Origin of the sequence: Streptomyces sp. NBC_01017 (assembly GCF_045162795.1) — a bacterium.
GTDB classification, from domain to species: Bacteria; Actinomycetota; Actinomycetes; order Streptomycetales; family Streptomycetaceae; genus Streptomyces; species Streptomyces machairae.
Window position 1 is genome coordinate 9,711,966 of record NZ_CP108683.1, and the last position, 15,829, is coordinate 9,727,794.

General features: G+C 71.0%; 15 protein-coding genes and 1 pseudogene. 13 read left to right on the forward strand and 3 right to left on the reverse strand.

Going from position 1 to position 15,829, the window contains the following annotated elements; genetic code table 11:
* The first annotated feature begins 170 nt into the window (after positions 1-170).
* The 13 genes from OG331_RS44430 to OG331_RS44490 all read left to right on the forward strand — a co-directional run bounded on the left by OG331_RS44430 (position 171) and on the right by OG331_RS44490 (position 12,543).
* Positions 171-458 (forward strand): ArsR family transcriptional regulator, encoded by a 288-nt coding sequence (locus OG331_RS44430; protein WP_383232747.1) that lies wholly within the window; start codon positions 171-173, stop codon positions 456-458.
* Positions 459-522: 64 nt separating this feature from the next.
* The gene (locus tag OG331_RS44435; RefSeq protein ID WP_406208083.1) at positions 523-1,497 is read left to right on the forward strand and encodes an SMP-30/gluconolactonase/LRE family protein; all 975 of its coding nucleotides are present in this window, start codon (positions 523-525) and stop codon (positions 1,495-1,497) included.
* Positions 1,498-1,660: 163 nt separating this feature from the next.
* Complete coding sequence (gene crcB / locus OG331_RS44440) at positions 1,661-2,119, forward strand: fluoride efflux transporter CrcB (protein WP_406208086.1); 459 nt, start codon at positions 1,661-1,663, stop codon at positions 2,117-2,119.
* Positions 2,116-2,463 (forward strand): DUF190 domain-containing protein, encoded by a 348-nt coding sequence (locus OG331_RS44445; RefSeq protein WP_406208089.1) that lies wholly within the window; start codon positions 2,116-2,118, stop codon positions 2,461-2,463. The genes crcB (OG331_RS44440) and OG331_RS44445 overlap by 4 nt, the downstream gene beginning before the upstream one ends.
* Positions 2,460-2,834, forward strand: coding sequence for a fluoride efflux transporter CrcB (gene crcB, locus OG331_RS44450; RefSeq protein WP_363043071.1), 375 nt, complete (start codon positions 2,460-2,462; stop codon positions 2,832-2,834). Before OG331_RS44445 ends, crcB (OG331_RS44450) begins: the two co-directional genes overlap by 4 nt.
* A gap of 94 nt (positions 2,835-2,928) precedes the next feature.
* Entirely contained in the window at positions 2,929-3,768 is an 840-nt protein-coding gene (locus tag OG331_RS44455) for an undecaprenyl-diphosphate phosphatase (RefSeq protein WP_363043073.1), read from the forward strand.
* 176 nt (positions 3,769-3,944) lie between these two features.
* Entirely contained in the window at positions 3,945-4,622 is a 678-nt protein-coding gene (locus OG331_RS44460) for a FadR/GntR family transcriptional regulator (protein WP_406210717.1), read from the forward strand.
* Complete coding sequence (locus OG331_RS44465; RefSeq protein ID WP_406208092.1) at positions 4,619-6,058, forward strand: amino acid permease; 1,440 nt, start codon at positions 4,619-4,621, stop codon at positions 6,056-6,058. The genes OG331_RS44460 and OG331_RS44465 overlap by 4 nt, the downstream gene beginning before the upstream one ends.
* Before the next feature lie 49 nt (positions 6,059-6,107).
* Positions 6,108-7,124, forward strand: coding sequence for an asparaginase (locus OG331_RS44470; protein ID WP_406208095.1), 1,017 nt, complete (start codon positions 6,108-6,110; stop codon positions 7,122-7,124).
* 143 nt (positions 7,125-7,267) lie between these two features.
* A complete protein-coding gene (aspA, locus tag OG331_RS44475) occupies positions 7,268-8,677 on the forward strand; it encodes an aspartate ammonia-lyase (protein WP_406208097.1) in 1,410 nt (469 codons plus the stop codon).
* Between the two features lie 47 nt (positions 8,678-8,724).
* Positions 8,725-9,666, forward strand: coding sequence for a glutaminase (locus OG331_RS44480; RefSeq protein WP_406208100.1), 942 nt, complete (start codon positions 8,725-8,727; stop codon positions 9,664-9,666).
* A gap of 133 nt (positions 9,667-9,799) precedes the next feature.
* Complete coding sequence (mptB, locus tag OG331_RS44485) at positions 9,800-11,194, forward strand: polyprenol phosphomannose-dependent alpha 1,6 mannosyltransferase MptB (RefSeq protein WP_406208102.1); 1,395 nt, start codon at positions 9,800-9,802, stop codon at positions 11,192-11,194.
* Positions 11,191-12,543 (forward strand): glycosyltransferase 87 family protein, encoded by a 1,353-nt coding sequence (locus OG331_RS44490; RefSeq protein WP_406208105.1) that lies wholly within the window; start codon positions 11,191-11,193, stop codon positions 12,541-12,543. The genes mptB and OG331_RS44490 overlap by 4 nt, the downstream gene beginning before the upstream one ends.
* A gap of 80 nt (positions 12,544-12,623) precedes the next feature.
* On the opposite strand, the pseudogene OG331_RS44495 reads toward OG331_RS44490, so the two are convergent.
* From OG331_RS44495 to OG331_RS44505, 3 genes and pseudogenes are all read right to left on the reverse strand, one after another.
* Positions 12,624-13,460, reverse strand: a pseudogene (locus OG331_RS44495) (D-alanyl-D-alanine carboxypeptidase family protein); the annotation flags it as partial.
* A gap of 94 nt (positions 13,461-13,554) precedes the next feature.
* Positions 13,555-14,685: a transcription termination factor Rho gene (rho, locus tag OG331_RS44500; protein WP_406208108.1), complete on the reverse strand. Its 1,131-nt coding sequence runs from the start codon at positions 14,683-14,685 to the stop codon at positions 13,555-13,557.
* A 241-nt stretch (positions 14,686-14,926) separates the two neighbouring features.
* Complete coding sequence (locus OG331_RS44505) at positions 14,927-15,754, reverse strand: class I SAM-dependent methyltransferase (protein WP_406208111.1); 828 nt, start codon at positions 15,752-15,754, stop codon at positions 14,927-14,929.
* Between the last annotated feature and the right edge of the window lie 75 nt (positions 15,755-15,829).

Sequence of the window (15,829 nt, forward strand, 5' to 3'; positions counted from 1 at the left end):
GGGCCCGGCCGCACCCATGCGGCCGGGCCTCACCCCCTCGGGGCCGAACAGCCCCATGTCGTACGGCCGTTCGGTACCGGACAACGGTGCGCGAGTCCCGGACACCACGGCTTCGACTGCGGGACAGTGGGAATACGCGTTACGACGCGGCCCGACGGAGGGGGGACGAGGTGCTGAGGACTCCCGTCAGCGCAACGCGCCTGGACATCCTGGAGTGGCTGAAGGATCCGGTCGCGCACTTCCCGAAGCGGCGACATGGTGATCCCGTCGAGGACGGCGTCACCGCGGACGCCGTGGCCGCGAAGCTCGGTGTGCCGCGCAAGGTCGCCGAGACCCACCTCGGCCTGCTGGCGGGCCTCGGCATGCTGCGCACCAAGCGGATCCGGCGGCGTGTGTACTACCGTCGCGACGACATGCGGATCGCCGAGGTCGCGCGCATGTTTGAGAAGGGCTGGTAGGCGGAGGCACGGAGCAGGGAGCCGAGGGGTCTTGGCGCAGTACGGCGGCGAAGGGAACACACACATGCAACGCCCGGGGGCGCTCGTCCCGCACCGCTACGTCGCGATCGGCGGCCGGGGCCCGGAGGACGTGGTCGCCGATGCCCGCGGCCGTGTGCTGACCGGTGTCGAGGACGGTCGTATCCTGCGCCTCGACGGCCTGGCGGACTCCTCCGAAAGCCGTGCCGAGGTCCGCGTCGAGGTGCTCGCCGAGACCGGTGGCCGGCCACTGGGCCTCGAACTCCTCCCGGACGACGCCCTGTTGGTGTGCGACGCCGAACGCGGACTGCTCCGCGTCGACCTCACCGACGGCACCGTACGCGTCCTCGCCGACTCGGCGGCGGGGGAGCGGCTGCGGTTCTGCAGCAATGTCGTCGCCCTGCCCGACGGCAGCATCTACTTCACCGTCAGCAGCCGCCGGCACCCCCTGGAACACTGGATCGGCGACGTCGTCGAACACACCGCCACGGGCCGCCTCCTGCGCCTCGCCCCCGGCAGCGACACCCCCGAAGTCCTCCTGGACGGGCTCCAGTTCGCCAACGGTCTCGCCCCGAGCGCCGACGGCTCCTTCCTGGTCCTCGCCGAGACGAGCGAGTGCCGTCTCACCCGCTACTGGCTCACCGGGCCCCGCGCCGGACACAGCGAGCCCTTCGCCGGGAACCTGCCGGGCATGCCGGACAACCTCTGGCGCGGCACACCCGACGGACCGATCTGGGTGGCGCTGGCCGGCCCGCGCGTGCCCCCGCTGGACATCCTCCATCGCGCCGCCCCTGCCGTACGCCGCACCGCCGCGCGCGTCGCCGTTCGCGCCCCGTTCCGGCCCACGGGCACGATCGGCGTGCTCGCCGTCGACGACACCGGCCGGGTCGTCCACCACCTGGCCCGCCGCCACTCCGGCTTCCGCATGGTCACCAGCGTCTGCGAGACCGGCGGTCACCTGGTACTCGGGAGCCTGTGGGAGCGGGGCGTGGCGCTCTGCGAGCTGCCCGAGCCGAAGTGACCCGCCTTCGCGCCCGGGGTTAGGCTGTTCCACGGCCGCGATCACCCTCGCGGCGCGGCGGTGGGGCCCGCCGTACCCGAACCGCGGCGCACCTGCCGCCAACGGTCCCTACTTGCGACCGCGCCCGTCTGCCCGGGCCCCGGCGAGTAGGAGACGTACGACCATGACAGCCCCGGACACCGAGAGCGTCAGCGCCGCGCGGCAGCCCGCATGGCGGACTTGGCGGACGCAGGCGCCGATCGTCGCCATGGTGGCACTCGGCGGAGCCATCGGCGCCACGGCCCGGTACACGGCCTCCTTGTGGTGGCCCGCCCAGCCCGGGGGCTTCCCCTGGGCGACCTTCTGGATCAACGTCGTCGGCTGCGCCATGATCGGCGTGCTCATGGTGATCATCACCGAGGTCCGGCCCGCCCACCGCCTCGTCCGCCCCTTCGTCGGCACCGGAGTGCTCGGCGGCTTCACCACCTTCTCCACCTACGCCGTCGACACCCAGCACCTCGTCGACAGCGGCCACCCCAGCACCGGACCGGCCTACCTCGCCGCCACCCTGATCGCGGCACTCACGGCGGTCTGGCTCGCGACGGCGGCGACTCGCCGCGTCCTGAAACGGAGGCAGCCATGACCAGGCCGACCGGCAGCGCCCTGCGCCTCACCGTCTTCGTCGGCGAGCACGACACCTGGCACCACAAGCCCCTGTACTCGGAGATCGTGCACCGCGCCCACGCGGCCGGCCTCGCGGGCGCCAGCGTCTTCCGCGGCATCGAGGGCTTCGGCGCCTCCGCACTGATCCACACCTCACGGCTGCTGTCCCTGAGCGAGGACCTGCCGGTCGCGATCGTGATCGTCGACGCCGAACAGCGCGTACGCGCCTTCCTGCCGCAGCTCGACGAACTTGTCACCGAAGGGCTCGTCACCCTCGACGACTGCGAGGTCATCCGGTACTCGGAAGGTGAGAAGTCGCCGTGAACTGGCTCCTGGTGATCGCCGGTGCCGTCGTGGGCGCGCCGCTGCGCTACCTCACCGACCGGGCGGTGCAGTCCCGGCACGACTCGGTGTTCCCCTGGGGCACCTTCGTCGTCAACGTCAGCGGCTGCCTGGTCCTCGGACTGCTCACCGGCGCGGCGGCCGAGGGCGCCGCGAGTTCCCACCTCCAGCTGCTGCTGGGCACCGGGCTGTGCGGGGCCCTGACCACGTACTCGACCTTCTCGTACGAGACCCTGCGGCTGACGGAGACGGGGGCCGGGCTGTACGCCGTCGTCAATGTCGTGGGGAGTGTGATCGCGGGCCTCGGTGCCGCATTCGCGGGCGTGGCGATCGCCCAGTCGGTGTGGTCGTAGGCCGCGACACCGCCGTTGTTGGCGCAGGAACCACACCCGTACCTGGTAGGACAGTGCGCGCCACTGCTGTCCCGTCGACCCGGAACTGGATCCCATGAGCGCCATCAGCGTCGGTCAGGCCGTCGTCCTCGGAGCCATCGAGGGGGTGACCGAGTTCCTGCCCGTGTCCTCGACCGGGCATCTGAAGATCGCCGAGGGGCTCATGGGCATCCCCGTCGACGACGACGCGGTCATCGGGTTCTCGGCCGTCATCCAGGTCGGCGCGATCGCCGCCGTGCTCGTGTACTTCTTCAAGGACATCGTGCGGATCGTCTCCGCATGGCTGCGCGGGCTGCGGGACAAGGAGGAGCGGTACCACCACGACTACCAGTTCGCCTGGTGGGTGATCTGCGCGACGATCCCGATCATCGTCGTGGGCCTGGCCGCCAAGCCGCTCATCAAGGGGCCGCTCGCCTCTCTGTGGGTGGTCGCCGGTTCGCTGATCGTCGGCAGCGGCGTGATGTGGGCCGCGGACCGGATGGGCCGGCACAAGCGAGGGGAGGACGACACCTCGTTCAAGGACGCGATGCTCGTCGGGAGCTCCCAGATTCTCGCCCTGCTCTTCCCGGGCTTCTCGCGCTCCGGCGCCACGATGTCCACCGCGCTGATGCTCGACCTGGACCGGGTCGCCGCCACCCGACTGTCCTTCTTCCTCGGCATCCCGGCCCTCACCGGAGCCGGCATCTACGAGCTGAAGGACGCCCTCGGCACGACGGGCACCGCCGTGCTGCCCCTGGCCGTCGGCACCGTCGTCTCCTTCGTCGTCGCCTACGCCTCCATCGCCTGGCTGCTGAAGTTCGTCGCCAAGCACTCGTTCAACGCCTTCGTGATCTACCGGGTCGTGGTCGGGCTGCTGCTCTTCGGGCTGCTGGGCGCAGGCGTGATCAACAGCTGACACAGGCGCCCGCCAGTCGGCCGGCCGGGCGGTGCGCGGTCGGCCTCCGGGTTCACACCCGGTGAACCTCTCCCACCGGCACCCCTTGACACCACCCACACCTCACCCGGAGTATCACTCCCGTGAACCTGTCAGACAGCCGGACAGCCGGACAGCCGCCGCGGCGGATCAGCGCCATGGAAGCCGTCCTGGCGCACCTCCGCAATGCCATCGAGCGGGGCGAGTACGCCATCGGCGACAAGCTCCCGTCCGAGGCGGAGCTCTGCCGCACCCTGGAGATCAGCCGGCCCGTGCTGCGCGAGGCCCTCAGGGCCCTGCAGACCATGGGCCTGACCGTCTCCAAGACCGGCAAGGGCACCTTCGTCGTCGCCAACGCGGTCGAGGACCCGACCTTCGGCGACTACGCGGCCAGCGACCTGCTGGAAGTGCGCCGGCACGTCGAGATCCCGGTCGCCGGGTACGCGGCACTGCGCCGCACCCCGGAGAACCTCGACCACCTGGCGCACCTGCTCGACCGCATGGAGCGGGAGACGGACACCACCGCCTGGGTCGCGATGGACACCCTCTTCCACCTGGCCGTGGCCGAGGCCGCCCAGAACCCGGTCTTCCGCCGGGTCATCGAGGAGATCCGCGACGCACTGGCGCGTCAGTCGGCCTTCCTCAACGAGCTGGGCGGCCGGCGCGAGCAGTCCAACCGCGAGCACCGGGCGATCGTCGAGGCGCTGATCGACGGTTCCGAACTCGACGCGACCGATGCCATGGCCCACCACCTGGACCGCGTCGAGACGACCCTCACCGACATCGTGCGCCCCGCGCGCACGGACAGCACCACGGAAGGCGGACCCGAGGCGTGAGTGAGCAGTCCCTGCACGAGGGCGTGCAGAAACGTTCCAGCCATGTCGACGCCGGAGATGCCGGCTACAGCAAGTCGCTGAAGTCGCGGCACGTCAACATGATTGCCATCGGCGGAGCCATCGGCACCGGCCTGTTCCTCGGCGCCGGCGGCCGGCTCGCCGACGCCGGCCCGTCCCTGTTCATCGCGTACGCGGTCTGCGGCGTCTTCGCCTTCCTCGTCGTGCGCGCCCTCGGCGAACTCGTCCTGTACCGGCCGTCCTCCGGCGCCTTCGTGTCGTACGCCCGGGAGTTCATGGGAGAGAAGGGCGCGTACACCGCGGGCTGGATGTACTTCCTGAACTGGGCGACCACCGGCATCGCCGACATCACCGCGGTGGCGACGTACACGCACTACTGGGGCATGTTCTCCGACATCCCGCAGTGGGTGATCGCGCTCATAGCCCTCGCGGTCGTCCTCACCGTCAACCTGATCTCCGTGAAGATCTTCGGCGAGCTGGAGTTCTGGTTCGCGATCATCAAGGTCGGCGCGCTCGTCGTGTTCATGTGCATCGGCATCTTCCTGCTGGTCACCCAGCAGCCGGTGGACGGCCACACCCCCGGCCCGTCCCTGATCACCGACAACGGCGGCCTCTTCCCCAACGGCCTGCTGCCCATGCTGCTGATCGTCCAGGGCGTCGTCTTCGCCTACGCCTCCGTCGAGCTGGTCGGCGTCGCCGCCGGTGAGACCGAGAACCCCGAGAAGATCATGCCGAAGGCGATCAACTCGATCATGTGGCGCGTGGGCCTCTTCTACGTCGGCTCGGTCCTCCTGCTCTCGATGCTGCTGCCCTGGTCGTCGTACAAGGCCGGTGAGAGCCCCTTCGTCACCGTGCTGTCCAACATCGGCATCCCGGCGGCCGGCGGCGTGATGAACCTGGTCGTGATGACCGCGGCCATGTCCTCGCTCAACTCCGGCCTGTACTCCACCGGCCGCATCCTGCGCTCCATGGCGATGTCCGGCTCCGCCCCGAAGTTCACCTCGGTGATGAGCCGCAGCCAGGTCCCGTACGGCGGCATCCTGCTGACCAGCGGTATCTGTGTCCTCGGCGTCGGACTCAACTTCGTCGTCCCGGCCGATGCGTTCGAGATCGTGCTGAACTTCGCCGCGATCGGCATCCTCGCCACCTGGGGCATGATCATGATCTGTCACCTGCTCTTCTGGCAGAAGACCCAGAAGGGCGAACTCGACCGGCCCGGCTACCGACTGCCGGGCTCCCCCTGGACCGAACTCGTGACGCTGGCGTTCCTCGCCTCCGTCCTGGTCCTCATGTACGCCGACGGAGGCGCCGGCCGCACCACCGTGCTGTGCCTGCCGCTGATCGTCGGGACGCTGGTCGCGGGCTGGTACGCCATCCGCGGCCGTGTCGCCCGCACCGCCACCAAGACCGACGCGTAAGACCCGTGTCGGTCGACGAACCCTCATCGACCCACGAAACCAGGCCGTGATGTACAGCAGCTCCATGGCGGACGCACCCCTTGTCCGCGAACCCCTCCACGCGCCCGTCGCCCACCTCATACGCGGCGGAATGATCGAAGGCACCCACTACGGCTCCGTCGTCGTCCTCGGCGCCGACGGCAAGGTGGACTTCCAGCTCGGTGACATCGAGGCCGCCTTCTACCCGCGCTCCGCGCTCAAGCCCGTCCAGGCCGTCGCCATGGCCCGGGCCGGGCTCCCGCTCGACGGCGAGCTCCTCTCGCTCACCGCGGCGAGCCACTCCGGCGAGGAACGCCACCTCGCCGGAACCCGGCGCATCCTCGAACTCGCCGCGCTCACCGAGGACCATCTGCGCAACGTCCCCGACATGCCGTACGACCCCGTCGTCCGGGACGCCTGGGTGCGGGAGGGCCGCCTGCCCTCCCGGCTCGCCCAGAACTGCTCCGGCAAGCACGCGGCGATGCTGTACACCTGCGCCCTCAACGGCTGGTCCCTGGACGACTACCTCGACCCCGGGCACCCGCTGCAGCAGGCGATCGCCGAGATCGTCGAGGACCTCACAGGGCAGCGGATCGCGCGGGTGACGGTCGACGGGTGCGGGGCGCCGCTGTTCTCCGTCTCGCTGCATGGCCTCGCCCGTGCGGCTGCCCGGATCACCACCGCGGCGCCGGGCACGCCCGAGGCTCGGGTCGCCGACGCGATGCGGGAGCACGCGGAGATGGCGTCCGGATCGGGGCGGGACGTGGCCGCGCTGATGCGGGCCGTGCCGGGGCTGCTCGCCAAGGACGGGTTCGAGGGGGTGCAGGTCGCTGCGCTGCCGGACGGGCGTGCCGTCGCCGTGAAGATTGCCGATGGGGCCAATCGGGCGCGGGTGCCGGTTGCCGCCGCGGCTCTTGCGTGGGCCGGGATTGATCCGGAGTTGCTCGCCGAATTCCAAGGAGAGGCGCTGCTCGGGGGCGGTCAGGCGGTCGGGTGTGTGCGGCCCGTTCGTTCGTTGGAGCCGGTTGCCTTTTCGGCCTGCGCCTAAGGATGTGCCGGACATCCGGTTCGGCGACTGCGGGCCGCATGTCGCTGGTCGCGCCCGCGCGGCGAAGCCGCATATCGATACAGCCCCGCGCCCCTGAAGGGGCGCTCACCCTCACGCCCCTCAGAAAGAGGACCCGTCCCCTCATGACCACCGCCACCCGCAGTGAGCACGACCTGCTCGGCGACCGTGACATCCCCGCCGACGCCTACTGGGGTGTTCACACCCTGCGCGCCACGGAGAACTTCCCCATCACGGGGACGCCGATCTCCGCCTACCCGCATCTGATCGACGCCCTGGCCGCCGTCAAGGAGGCCGCTGCTCTCGCGAACGAGGAGCTGGGGCTCCTCGACCCCGACAAGGCCGCCGCCATCGTCGCCGCCTGCCGGGAGATCCGGTCCGGCAAGCTGCACGACCAGTTCGTCGTGGACGTCATCCAGGGCGGTGCCGGCACGTCGACCAACATGAACGCCAACGAGGTCGTGGCCAACCGGGCGTTGGAGCTGCTGGGGTTCGAGAAGGGGCAGTACCGGCACCTGCACCCCAACGAGGACGTCAACCTCGGCCAGTCGACCAATGACGTCTATCCGACCGCCGTCAAGATCGCGACGGTGTTCGCGGTGCGCGGGCTGCTCAAGGCGATGGCTGTGCTTCAGGACGCGTTCGCCCGTAAGGCCGTCGAGTTCCGCGACGTGCTCAAGATGGGCCGTACGCAGTTGCAGGACGCGGTGCCGATGACGCTCGGGCAGGAGTTCTCCGCCTATGCCGTCATGATCGACGAGGACCGGTCCCGTCTCGCCGAGGCGGTCGAGTTGATCCATGAGATCAACCTGGGTGCGACGGCCATCGGTACGGGGCTGAACGCCCCCGCCGGGTATGCAGAGTCGGCCCGCCGTCACCTCGCCGAGATCACCGGGCTCCAGCTGGTCACCGCCGCCAACCTGGTCGAGGCGACCCAGGACTGCGGTGCGTTCGTCCAGATGTCCGGCGTGCTCAAGCGCATCGCCGTCAAGCTCAGCAAGAGCTGCAACGACCTGCGGCTGCTGTCCTCGGGGCCGCGCGCGGGCCTGGGCGAGATCAACCTGCCCCCGGTGCAGGCCGGTTCGTCGATCATGCCCGGCAAGGTGAACCCGGTGATCCCGGAGGTCGTCAACCAGGTCGCCTTCGAGGTGATCGGCAACGACGTCGCCATCACCATGGCCGCCGAGGCCGGACAGCTCCAGCTCAACGCCTTCGAGCCGATCATCCTGCACTCCCTCTCGGAGTCGATCACCCATCTGCGGGCCGCCTGCCTGACGCTCGCCGAGCGCTGCGTGGACGGCATCACCGCCAACACCGAGGCGCTGCGCCGGACGGTGGAGAACTCCATCGGCCTGGTCACCGCCCTGAATCCGCACATCGGCTACACGGCAGCCACCGACATCGCCAAGGAGGCCCTCGTCAGCGGCCGCGGCGTCGCCGAACTCGTCCTGGAGAAAGGCCTGTTGCCCGCCGAGACCCTCGCCGACCTGCTGCGCCCGGAGATCGTCGCGGGCAGCGGCCAGGTGTCGGCCTGAACCGGCCCTGATCCGCTGAAGCGCACCGGGACCGGCAGGGAGGCACAATGGTGATCATGGCAGCGTCGACGTCGTCACTGACCTTCCAGCCGATCCTGGAGCGCATCGCGGAGGAGATCGGGCGGACCCCCGGCCGCGGCCGGCCCGCCGACTACATCCCGGCGCTCGCGGCCCGCGACCCGCGCAGCTTCGGCATGGCCGTCGCGGAACTCGACGGCACGGTGTACGGCGTGGGGGACTGGCGCGAGCCGTTCTCCACGCAGTCCATCACCAAGGTCTTCACCCTCGCGCTGGACCTGGCCCGCGAGGGCGACGAACTCTGGGAGCACGTGGGCCGAGAGCCCTCCGGCAACCCCTTCAACTCCCTGGTCCAGCTGGAGTACGAGAACGGCATCCCACGCAACCCGTTCATCAACGCCGGTGCCCTCGTCGTCACCGACCGACTCCAGACCCGTACCGGAGACGCGGCGGGCGAACTCCTGGCGTTCCTGCGTACCGAGAGCGGCAATCCCACCCTGGACTTCGACAGGGACGTCGCCGCCTCCGAGTCCACGCACGGGGACCGCAACGCCGCGCTCGGCCACTTCATGGCGTCGTACGGCAACATCGACAACCCCGTGCCGGTCCTGCTCGACCAGTACTTCCGCCAGTGCTCCATCACGGCGTCCTGCGCCGACCTCGCCCTGGCCACCACCTTCCTGGCCCGCCACGGCGTCCGCGCCGACGACACCCGCCTGCTCACCCGCAGCCAGGCCAAACAGGTCAACGCGGTCATGCTGACCTGCGGGACGTACGACGCGGCGGGCGAATTCGCGTATCGGGTGGGCCTTCCAGGGAAGAGCGGCGTGGGTGGCGGCATCATCGCGGTGGTACCGGGCCGGTGCACGTTGTGCGTGTGGAGCCCCGGCCTGGACGAGCGAGGCAACTCGGTGGCAGGAGTGGCGGCTCTGGACAGATTCACGACACTGACAGGTCTCTCGGTGTTCTGACGGAACCACTCAATGCCGGATGCGGACATGCCTTCGCATTGGATCACCGTCCGGCCACACTCCGGCTGCCCTCCGGAGGGGCCGGCGTCAACTCAAGGCCACCCGGCGTTGACACCCTGACCGAGTGTTGGCCATGGCTTTCCCCATCGATCTCCGCCGCTGCCAGATCCTCGGTCTGGCCGGCACCGCCTTCCTCGCCCTGGGCGGTGAGTCGGCCGGTGCGCTGCCGGTCCGGGAAATCCTGGCCCCGAGCTCGGCACACGCGGCGCTGGGCCTGGTCGGCGTGTACTTCGGCGTCGTCCTGCTGATAGCGGCGTGGCTGATGCTCGGGCGCCTCGTGCGCAGCGCCGATCCGCCGACGCCTCGCGCCCTGCTGCTGGTGCTGGCGGTGTGGGCCACCCCGTTGCTGATCGCACCGCCGCTGTTCAGCCGGGACGTGTACAGCTATCTGGCCCAAGGGGCCATGGTCGACGCGCACATCGACGTGTACTCGTACGGCCCCTCCCACCTCGGCGGCCCGCTCGCGGACGAGGTCGCCCCGCTGTGGCGGCACACGGGAGCCCCGTACGGCCCGGTGTTCCTCGGCGTCGCCTCCGCCCTGTCCGCCGTCACCCGCGGTGAACTCCCCGCCGGGCTTCTCGGCATGCGCCTGATAGCCCTCCTGGGGGTGGCGCTGATGGCGGCCGCGCTGCCTCGCCTGGCCCGGCACAGCGGAGCCGACCCGTCCGCCGCGCTGTGGCTGGGGGCCCTCAACCCGCTCGTGCTGCTGCACCTGGTGGCGGGCGCCCACAACGACGCCATCATGCTCGGCCTGCTCGGTGCAGGCCTGGTCGCCGCGCTCGGCCGGTGGCCGGTCCTGGGAGCCGTACTCGTCACGCTCGCCGCCCTCGTCAAGGCGCCCGCGGCGCTGGGCCTCGCCGCGGTCGTGCTGCTCCAGATGCGGGCCGGGCACCACCCGGTGAGGGCCATGGTCACCACGGCGGCCGCGTCCGCGGCCACCACCGTCGCCGCGACAGCAGTGGCGGGCACGGGCTACGGCTGGATAGGCGCCCTGGACACCCCGGTCTCCTCGCAGAACTGGGCGCTCACCAGCCTGCTCGGCCGTGCCACCGCCTCCTTGCTGGAGCAGGCCGGCAGTGATCTGGCGCCGCTGGCCGTGCCGGTGTGGCACACCTTCGGGCTGGTGCTCACCGGGGTTCTCGTGCTCCTCATATGGTGGCGCTGGCGACCGCGCCCCGTGTACGCGCTCGGTCTGAGCCTGGCGGCCGTGGCCGCCTTCGGACCGGCGATCCGCCCCTGGTACGCCCTGTGGGGCCTGTTCCTCATCGCCGCCGCCGCGCCCAGCACCTCGGTACGGCACCGGGTGGCGGCCCTGACGGGAGTGCTCGCGCTCGCCGTCCTGCCCAGCGGCGGCGCCGCGGACGTCGGCCAGCTGGTGCTGGCGGTCTCCGGTGGCGTGCTCGCCGTCGTCGTTCTGTGGCAGGCGCATCTCGCTGCGCAGGCCCCGGCTCTGGAGCGCACCGCATGAGACTTCCGCGTACCGACCGCGGCCGGCTCGTGCTGGTCCTCGTGCTCGCCGCCGCCGTGACCGTCTTCACCGCCACCGTGCCGCTGCTGCGCGACTGGTTCGACCTGCGGGTCTACTACGGCACCGTGGACAGCTGGAGCCACCACGGCGGCCGTCTCTACGACTACCGGGTGCCCGGCACGACGTACGGCTTCACCTACCCGCCGTTCGCCGCCGTCGTCATGCTGCCCATGGCGCTGGTCGGTCTGCACGTCGCGATCGCGGTGGCGCTGCTGCTCAACCTGGCGGCACTGGCCTTCTCGCTGCGGGTGCTGGCAGGACGGTCCTGGCGGCGCCACGGCTGGTACGGCTGGGCCCTCGTCGCCTGCGGGCTGGCCCTGTTCGAACCGCTGAGGGACACCTTCAGCTTCGGCCAGGTGAACATCCTGCTGCTGGCCCTGGTGCTCCTGGACTGCCGGCTGCTCGCGACGGGCCGGGAGCGCTGGGTGGGCGTGGGCATCGGGCTCGCGGCCGCGATCAAGCTGACGCCGGCCGCGTTCATCGGCCTGCTGCTGGTGGCCGGGCGCTGGCGAGCCGCCGCGGTTGCCACGGCCGTCGCGACGGCGGCCACGGCGCTGGCGGCCTGGGTGGCTCCCGACGCCTCCCGCTTCTACTGGACGCACGCGATGTGGGACACCACCCGGGTGGGCCGTCTCGACTACGTCTCCAACCAGTCGCTGCAGGGCATCCTGGCCCGGCTGGACGTGTCGAGCCGCGAGGTCTGGGCGGCCGTGGTGCTGGTGGTCCTGGGCGTCTGGGTGGCGCGCACCCGCCGCGCGGTCGTGGCGGGGGACTGGACGGCGGCGTTCGCCCTGACCGGGCTGACCGCCTGTCTGGTCAGCCCGATCACCTGGGTCCACCATCTGGTGTGGCTGCTGCCGTCCTTCGCCGTCCTCGTCCGCGCCGGGCACCTGCGGATCGCGGGCGCCCTGTACGCCGTGCTGTGCACCAGCGTGGTGTGGCTGTGGTTCGACGACGCGTCCGGCGTCGACGGCTTCCTCGGCAGCAACACCTACGTCTGGATCACGCTCGGCCTGCTGCTGTGGCTGCCCGTCGGTCAACTCGGCGTCGACCGCTCGACCCTGCCCCGGGTCACCAGCGACACGGCACCGGCGCCCACTCCTGCCGCGCCCGCGATCGCGAAGGCCTCGGCCCAGCCCGGCTCGCGCTCCGGTTCCACCGCGGCGACCACGGGCACCGTCGCGGGCCCCGGCCTCGGCTTGACCCGCAACCCGTCCAGCGAGCCCACCGGTTCGACCCGCCCTGCCGCTCCGAACCCCCAGTCGAGCAGTTCGCCGGCCTCCTCGTAGACGGCGAACCCGCCCGCCCGGGGATTCATCACGGTGACGACGAGGGTGCGCTCGCCCCGGCGGGCGGCGGCGATGAGTGTGTTGCCCGCATGGCTGGTGTAGCCGTTCTTGATGCCGATCAGGCCCGGATAGCGGTCCACGCCGTTCGCGCCGGTCAGCAGCCGATTGGTGTTCTGGATCCCGTACGACCAGCCGCCCCGGCCGGGGAACCGCGCCTGTGCGGTGCTGCAGTACCGCGCGAACTCGGCGTTGCGCAGCCCCGCCCGGCCGAACACCGCCAGGTCGTACGCCGAGGACACCTGGCCGGGCGTGTCGTAGCCGTCCGGCGAGACCACGTGCGTGTCGAGGGCGCCCAGGGAGCGCGCCTTGGCCTGCATGTGCTCGGCCGTGTAGCGCCAGCCGCCGTTGAGCGAGGCCAGCACCCGCACGGCGTCGTTGCCGGAGCTGAGGAACACGCCGCGCCACAGATCGGCGACCTGGTACGTACGTCCCTCGGCGACCCCGACGAGACTGCTGCCGGGCCCGATCCCGGCGAGCTCCTCCTCGCGCACCGTGTGCCGGATGCCGCCGGGCAGGGTCGGCAGCACGGTGAGGGCGAACAGTGACTTGAGCGTGCTGGCGGGCGGCAGCTTCCGGTGTGCGGCGTACGCGGCGAGCACCTCGCCGGTCTCCGCGTCGGCCACCAGCCACGACAGCGCGGAGACACTTGGAACTCGGGGTGCCCCGTCGTACGGCCGCACCTGTGTGCCGGACCGGTACAGCAGGGTGGGAGGCGGCGTCGCCGCCTGGTGCCGGCCGGGAGTGTCGGGGTCGCGTGCGGGGCGGGCGACGGCGGTGGCGGGCGCGAGCGCCAGCAGGCCGGTCGCGCACAGCGCGCAGGCGGACACCAGGGCCCGGGAAGTAAATCCGATCTTCATACCGTCAACGTAGGAACGGACGCGCCTTACATCGCGCTGCCCGGGCCGGTCGCGGCGCGTCGGCACCCGGACGGGCGATGCCGGCGCGGATCTGTCATTCGCCGGGAAGTGTCGGCTGGATCCGCCGGAGGAACGTGGCGTTGTCGGGCGTTTCGCGCATGCGCTCCAGGAGGGTTTCCAGATTGGACTGGCCGTCCCGGGTCTGCAGGGCCCGGCGCAGTCCGCGCACGGCGGTCAACTCGGCCGGGGGGAGGAGCAGTTCCTCGCGGCGGGTGCCGGAGGGGTTGATGTCGACGGCGGGGAAGACCCGGCGGGAGGCGAGGTCCCGGCTCAGGCGCAGCTCCATGTTGCCGGTGCTCTTGAGCTCCTCGAAGTAGAAGTCGTCGGCCCGGGAGCCGGTCTCCACGAGGGCCGTGGCGAGGATGGTGAGCGAACCGCCCTCCTCGGCCAGGCGCGCGGCGCCGAAGAACCGCTTCGGCCCCTGCAGCGCGGCCGCGTCGACGCCGCCGCTCAGGGTGCGGCCGCCGGACCCGGCCGCGTTGTTGTGCGCCCGGCACAGCCGGGTCAGGGAGTCGAGCAGGATGACGACGTCCTCGCCCGCCTCGACGAGCCGCTTGGCGCGTTCGATGACGAGCTCGGCCAGCGCGATGTGCTGCTTGGGCGCCCGGTCGAAGGTCGAGGCGTACACCTCGCCCCGCACCGAGCGTCGCATGTCGGTGACCTCCTCGGGGCGTTCGTCGAGGAGCACCACCATCAGCCGGCACTCCGGGTGGTTGCCCGCGACGGCGGCGGCGATCTGCTGGAGCAGCACGGTTTTGCCGGTCTTGGGCGGGGCGACGATCAGGCCTCGCTGACCCTTGCCGACAGGGGAGATCAGGTCGTGGACACGCCCGGCCAGGCCGGACGCAGGGTGTTCGAGGCGGATCCGCTCACGCGGGTGAAGCGGCGTCAGGTCGCCGAAGCTGCGGCGGTTCTTGGCGGGGGTGCGGCCATTGACGTGGGCGACTTCGGTGAGGGAGCGCCGGTCGCCGCGTACGCCGTCCACGAGGTCGCCCTTGCGCAGGCCGTGGCGGCGGATGAGCGCGGGGGAGACCTGGACGTCGGAGGGCGAGGGCAACAGGTTCTCGGCGCGCAGGTGCCCCTTGCCGCTCGCGTCGATGTCGAGGACACCGGTGACGGCCGGGGCCTGCTGCTGGACTGGGGGGTGTTCGAGTGTGGTGGTCATGGTGGTCGGTCCTTTCACGGACGGAAGGCATGGGACATGCGGAGGGAAGGGGTGTGCCGCGGATCGGGAAGGCGGTCAGAGCGCCTTCGGGCGGCGGGAAACAACACCTCGGACACGGCACAACCGCTGGTCACGAGATGGTGATGAGAAGCCGGTACGCCTACCGGGGAACTGAGAGAGAACTGGCACCGGCGCCACAACCGGGCGTACACAGGTGCTGTCGTGAAGGTAGCACGAAGGCTCAGCGCGTGGCGAGCATTCCGTAGAGCAACGGGATGCGGGGCTCGGGCAGACGCCACCAGCCGGAGGACGTGCGCTCCATCTGCGGCCAGCGCTGCCAGGGCAGCTCTTCGCTCTCACGCAGCCGCCTGACGGTCAGTCCTGCTCCGCTCAGCGCGTTTACGACCTCTCCTATTCCGTGCATCCACTCATAACTGTCCGTGGCGCCCTCGACGGCAGGCCCGTCGGTGTAGGTGCGTGTCGCGTCCCGGTGCACGGCGCCGTCGCCGCCCAGGTAGTCATGGCGCAGAAGCAGCTCGGGCCCCTCGCCCGGACCGGGCTTGGGGCCGAGGGAGTTGAGCAGCGGGTGGAACTCCACGATGTACAGCCGCCCATCCGGACGCAGGAGTTGGGCCACGACCCCGGCCCAGCGGTCGAGGTCGGGCAGGTAGCACAGCGCGCCCTTGCCCGTGTACACCACGTCGAACTGCCGCCGCCCCAGGGCCTCCACGGCGTCGTACACGTTGGCCTGTACGTACGTGACGTCGAGCCCGGCCTGCTGCGCGATGCCGCCCGCGGCGGCCACGGACTCCGCGGAGAAGTCCAGGCCGACGGCCCGCGCCCCGCGCTGCGCGAAGGCGATCGTCTCGGTGCCGAGGTGGCACTGCAGATGCAGCACATCGCGGCCTGCCAGCTCACCGAGGTCGTCCCACTCGAAGGAGGCGAACCAGCGCGCGGGATCGAGATCCCGGTCGAGGCCGTAGAACCGGCTGGCGAGGTGGACGGGGGTGCGGGCGTCCCAGTTCGCCTGGTTGGCCGACATCATCCGCGCGTGCTCGTCGGTGGTCATGTGGACATCCAATCGCGAACGTGCAGTGTGCGGGGGGCAGAAATTCCGGGCGCGCGCCGCCCGGGGTGTCGATTC